This window comes from Ornithinimicrobium sp., assembly GCF_051004135.1.
Lineage (GTDB): Bacteria > Actinomycetota > Actinomycetes > Actinomycetales > Dermatophilaceae > Ornithinicoccus.
Map to the genome: position 1 here is coordinate 1 of NZ_JBPCKQ010000026.1, position 4,385 is coordinate 4,385.

Annotated in this window: 6 protein-coding genes; 3 read left to right on the plus strand and 3 right to left on the minus strand. The window is 67.2% G+C overall.

Annotated features, from left to right (window positions below; genetic code table 11):
- Positions 1-309, minus strand: a 309-nt coding sequence (locus tag ACR2FV_RS01395) for a cytosine permease (RefSeq protein ID WP_434013937.1), incomplete at its 3' end; no start/stop codon positions are given.
- A gap of 445 nt (positions 310-754) precedes the next feature.
- On the opposite strand from ACR2FV_RS01395, the gene ACR2FV_RS01400 reads away from it, so the two are divergent.
- Both ACR2FV_RS01400 and ACR2FV_RS01405 read left to right on the plus strand, forming a co-directional pair.
- Complete coding sequence (locus ACR2FV_RS01400; RefSeq protein ID WP_434013938.1) at positions 755-1,018, plus strand: antitoxin Xre/MbcA/ParS toxin-binding domain-containing protein; 264 nt, start codon at positions 755-757, stop codon at positions 1,016-1,018.
- A complete protein-coding gene (locus ACR2FV_RS01405; protein ID WP_434013939.1) occupies positions 1,019-1,585 on the plus strand; it encodes an RES domain-containing protein in 567 nt (188 codons plus the stop codon).
- A gap of 281 nt (positions 1,586-1,866) precedes the next feature.
- On the opposite strand, the gene ACR2FV_RS01410 is transcribed toward ACR2FV_RS01405, so the two are convergent.
- Together ACR2FV_RS01410 and ACR2FV_RS01415 are read right to left on the minus strand one after the other, a co-directional pair.
- Positions 1,867-2,016, minus strand: coding sequence for a hypothetical protein (locus ACR2FV_RS01410; protein ID WP_434013940.1), 150 nt, complete (start codon positions 2,014-2,016; stop codon positions 1,867-1,869).
- 66 nt (positions 2,017-2,082) lie between these two features.
- Positions 2,083-3,714 (minus strand): amidase family protein, encoded by a 1,632-nt coding sequence (locus ACR2FV_RS01415; RefSeq protein ID WP_434013941.1) that lies wholly within the window; start codon positions 3,712-3,714, stop codon positions 2,083-2,085.
- A 316-nt stretch (positions 3,715-4,030) separates the two neighbouring features.
- Between ACR2FV_RS01415 and ACR2FV_RS01420 the strand changes: the two genes are divergently transcribed.
- A partial coding sequence (locus ACR2FV_RS01420; RefSeq protein ID WP_434013942.1) for a transposase family protein occupies positions 4,031-4,385 on the plus strand: 355 nt, incomplete at its 3' end.

Sequence of the window (4,385 nt, forward strand, 5' to 3'; positions counted from 1 at the left end):
CACCTGGACCACGAAAGGGATCCCGTACTTGTAGCCGGCCGCTCCGTTGATCACGAGGCCGATGCCGATCACCACGCAGCCGATCGTCACCGCGATCACCGCCTGCACAAGGTTGAGCGTGCCTACGAGGCTGGAGCCGACGGTGAAGGTCCCGATCGAGACACAGCCACCCACCCATGTCAGGAGGTAGGAGGTGCGTCCCATGATCCGCTTCTGCTGCGGGGCGAGGGACTCCTCGCCGAGTGCCTTCTTGGTGACGGCGACCGGAGCGTTGGGCTCCTGCCCGCCATGAGGTGTGGTGTGAGACACGGCTGACCCTTCCTGGTCGATTCCATAAAATGGAATAAAAGTTCTGCGATAAGAAAAAGTATGCCCGGGTTCACAGCTGACTGTCAAGGGGACGCCCCGGCTAGGGCGGCACCGTCGGAACGATCCGCGAGGTGCCGCCGCGACAGGAAGGGCTACAGAATTGGTATCGCCCAATAAATATGTTGGGTATGATGGGCGCATGGTGAGCACCGAAGACGAGCCCGGCGGCACGTCCCGGGGCAGGAGCACATCGTCAACGCGCGCAACCGATTCAGTGAACAGGGCACGCAGCGCCACATCTGGCCGGCTGACGATGGCCGGGACTTCAAAGCGTGCATTGAGCACCCGGGCAGGTGCCCGAGCGCAGCCAGCAGACGATCCGCTGGCGCCGGAGCGGACCCGATGGCTCGCCGACGCTGTTGGCGGTCGCGCGACGCTCGCACGGATGCTGGGCGTCAATGCCAGTCAAACTTCCCGATGGGCCTCGGGGCAGGAGCAGCCAGGGGCACTGACGGCGCCGCTGCTCATCGACCTCGAGCATGTGCTTGCGCGCGCTCGCCTGGTGTGGGCCGAGCCGGCCGCCTCGGTCTGGATAGACAGCGCCAACGCCCACCTCGGAGGCGCGACGCCTGCCGATGTGCTGCGTCTCGAAGGCGTGGGTCCCGTGCTGCGGGCCGTAGACGCCGCCGCGTGGGGCAGCGGAGCGTAGGTGCTCGCCTACCGCGTCCTCCCCTACCTGCCCACCGTTTCTGCCGGACAGCCTGGTCACCCGCTCTACGAGCACCGTCCCCAGCAGGGCGGCCGCATCGACCACCCCGCCTACCACGTGTGGTACCTGTGCCGTCGACCCGAGGTCGCCGTCGGGGAGACCTTCGGCAACCTCGCCTCGTGGGATCCCTCGATGTTCGAGGTCCCGTTCCTCCCCGGCGGGCGGCGGGCACTGACCGTGGTACACCTTCCGGACGACCTGCGCGTCCTCGACCTGGACGACCCCAGCGTCCTGGTCGAACGCTCACTGCGGCCGACCCAGGTGGTCGCCCGCAACCTCGCGGTGACGCAGGCATGGGGACACCGCATCTGGGATGAGCGCGATCCTCATGATCCGGCGGCCCGCCGGTGGCAGGCAGTCCAGTGGTGGTCCTATCACCATCCCTCGTGGGAGGTACTCGCTAGCTGGGACAAACCTGAACTGGTCGATGTGGAGCGGCTGGACCTTGATCACGGTGCCGTCGTTGATGCCGCTCACGCACTGCGCCGGGTGCGCATCGGTGAGTGAACTACCTTCGGCTTGCCCGCGGCTGAGATTGAATCAGGCGTATGCGGAACAGGTCGACTGTGAGGTCGCGCTCCTGAACTGCACCTCCTCCGAGCCCATGGCTAAACCGCGCTCCTGACCGAGGCGTTCAGCCTGGCGGCCCTCCGCCAGGCCGCGCAGCGAGGGCGGCTGTATGCGGTGCCCCGACGGTGTCTGGCGGAGCTCACGCACGGAGGTGATGGCATACAAGAAGACCAAGGGCAAACGACGGACGTGAAGTCAGTCGGAGAACCTGGGGCGCTTCAGCTCTGCGCCTTTCCGCGGCGACGGGTCAGGACCATCCCGAGGGCGCCTGCACCGAGTGCGATCACGCCGAGCGCGAGCATGCCGGAATTTTCGATGCCTGCGGTGTCGCCGCCACCGGTGGCTACACCGTCCTCGGGCACCACCATCCCGATCACGTCCGACTCGTCAACGGAAGCCAGGAACTGCGGCCGCTGGCGGACCTGGGTCTGGTCCTAGAAGTCGTAGGCGAACGACAGCAGAGCCGCCTCGTCCCACCGGGTGCCGAAGAAGGAAAGCCCGATCGGCAGCGGACCCGCATACCCGGCCGGAACCGTCACATTCGGGTATCCCGAGACGGCAGCCGGTCCGGAGGACCCGAAGAGGAACCGGTCCCCTTCACCATCGGTCTCGGTGTAGCGCGTGACCCAGGCCGCTGAGTTCGTCGGTGCCACGATCGAGTCCAGGTCGTGCTCGGCGAGCACCTCATCGATCGAGGCACGGGCCAGTCGCTGGGTCTCCGCGCGCAGGTCCAACGTCTCCTGCGTGGGTGTCTCGGGCTCCTCCGCGGTGGCCTCGAAGATGCCCTGGTCGAACAGCGACAGCTCGACCGGGTCGGCCTCGTTGAACTCGATCAGACCCTGGACGGTCCGCGGCTGCTCACCCGGCGTCGCCTCCAGGTACGGCGGCAGGTCCCGAGCGAACTCACTGATGAGCAGCGGGAACTCCGCCTCACCGACCTCGTCCTGGTACGGCAGGTCGACCTCGACGACCGTCGCACCGGCCTCCTCCAACGCGTCGCGGGATGAGGCGAGCACCTCCTCGACCGCCTCAAGTCCGGCCTCCTTCTCCGGCGTCCAGCCCTCAGCGGGCTCCTCCCCGTCCAGCCGGCCGAGGACGTAGGGCCGCCACAGGCCGACCCGTGCACCCTCCAGCGACTCCTCGTCCAGCAGCGCAGCGTAGTCCGTCGGCTGCGTATCGGGAATCTCCGCCGTTGCGGCGTCGCGCTCGTCCTCACCCTGGAGGGTGGCGGTGGCGATGGCGACGTCCACGACATGGCGGGCAATCGGGCCGGCGGTGTCCTGCTCCGCCGAGATGGGGACGATGCCATCCCGGCTGACCAGGCCGAGGGTCGGCTTCAACCCGACGACGCCGGTCTGCCCGGCCGGGCAAACGATCGACCCGTCGGTCTCGGTGCCGATGGTGACCTGAGCCAACGCAGCCGCCGCAGCCACCCCTGGACCCGACGACGAACCGCACGGGTTGCGGTCCAGGACGTACGGGTTGTTGGTCTGCCCGCCGACGCCACTCCAGCCGCTGGTCGACTCCAGCCCGCGGAAGTTTGCCCACTCAGACAGGTTGGTCTTGCCCAGGACGATCGCACCGGGCTCACGTAGCCGGCGGACCAGCTCGGCATCATCAGGGCTGGTGCTGAGCAGGGCGAGAGAACCCGCGGTCGTGGCGAAGCCCTCCGCGTCGATGTTGTCCTTGAGCAGCACCGGCATACCCTCGAGGGCGCTGCGGGGGCCCTCACCCTCGCGCCGCTCGTCGCTGGCCAACGCCTCATCCAGGGCCTGGTCATCGAGGGCGATGATCGCGTTGAGCTCCGGATCCAGGAGTGCGATGCGGTGCAGGTAGGCCTCGGTGAGCTCCACCGACGTGAGCGACCCGTCGTCCATCCGCTGTTGTGCCTCGGGGATGGTCAGGGCGTCCAGATCGAGCTGGTCACCCCGGCCGTCGTCGTCGACAGGACCGTCCGCGCCGTACCGATCGGCGGTAGCAGCAGTGCCGACAACCGTGGTGTCGGCAGCGACGGCAACGGCCGGAAGCGCGACGGGTGCCGCGAGGGCAGCAGTGACCGCGGACACGACGCAGACCTGGCTGGCACCGGTTCGTCGCACGCGGGATGAACTCAAGGAGGGTTATTCAGAAGGCGGCATGGTGAGGTAAGAACATTCGGCGTGTCGCGAAAGAAAACAACGGTTCTCACGAGAGAATTGAGAGTTCATTCCAAAGAATTCTCAACTCCCGGGAGAACCGTTGCGTGCCCAGCGTACGACAGGACTGTCCACGGCGCAATTCGCTGATCTGGTCGAGCTGGCAGCAGAGGAGATCGGGCCTTGGGATCTGGGGAATGGTCGCCCTCGGGCACTGCCTTTCACCAAGGCGCTGAAAGCGACCGTCATGTACTTCAAGAACAACATCACCCAGGAGGTGATCGCCGAGTTGCTGGGCGTGAGCCAGCCGACGATCTCCCGCGTCATCGCCGAGCTCGAGACCGTGATCGCCAGGGTCCTTGGGGACTGGACGCCAGGACTGGCCGAGGAGGTCACCGGCCGCGTGACGATCGTGGACGGAACCCTGACACCGTGCTGGACCTGGGCAGGCGCCACCGGCATGTACTCCGGCAAGCACAAGACCACCGGCCACAACCACCAGGTTGTCGTGGACACCGCCGGGCGGCTGCTGCACATCACCGACCCAGCACCCGGTGCCCGCCACGACACCAGGGCCGTCGCCGAGTCGGGCCTGCTGGACA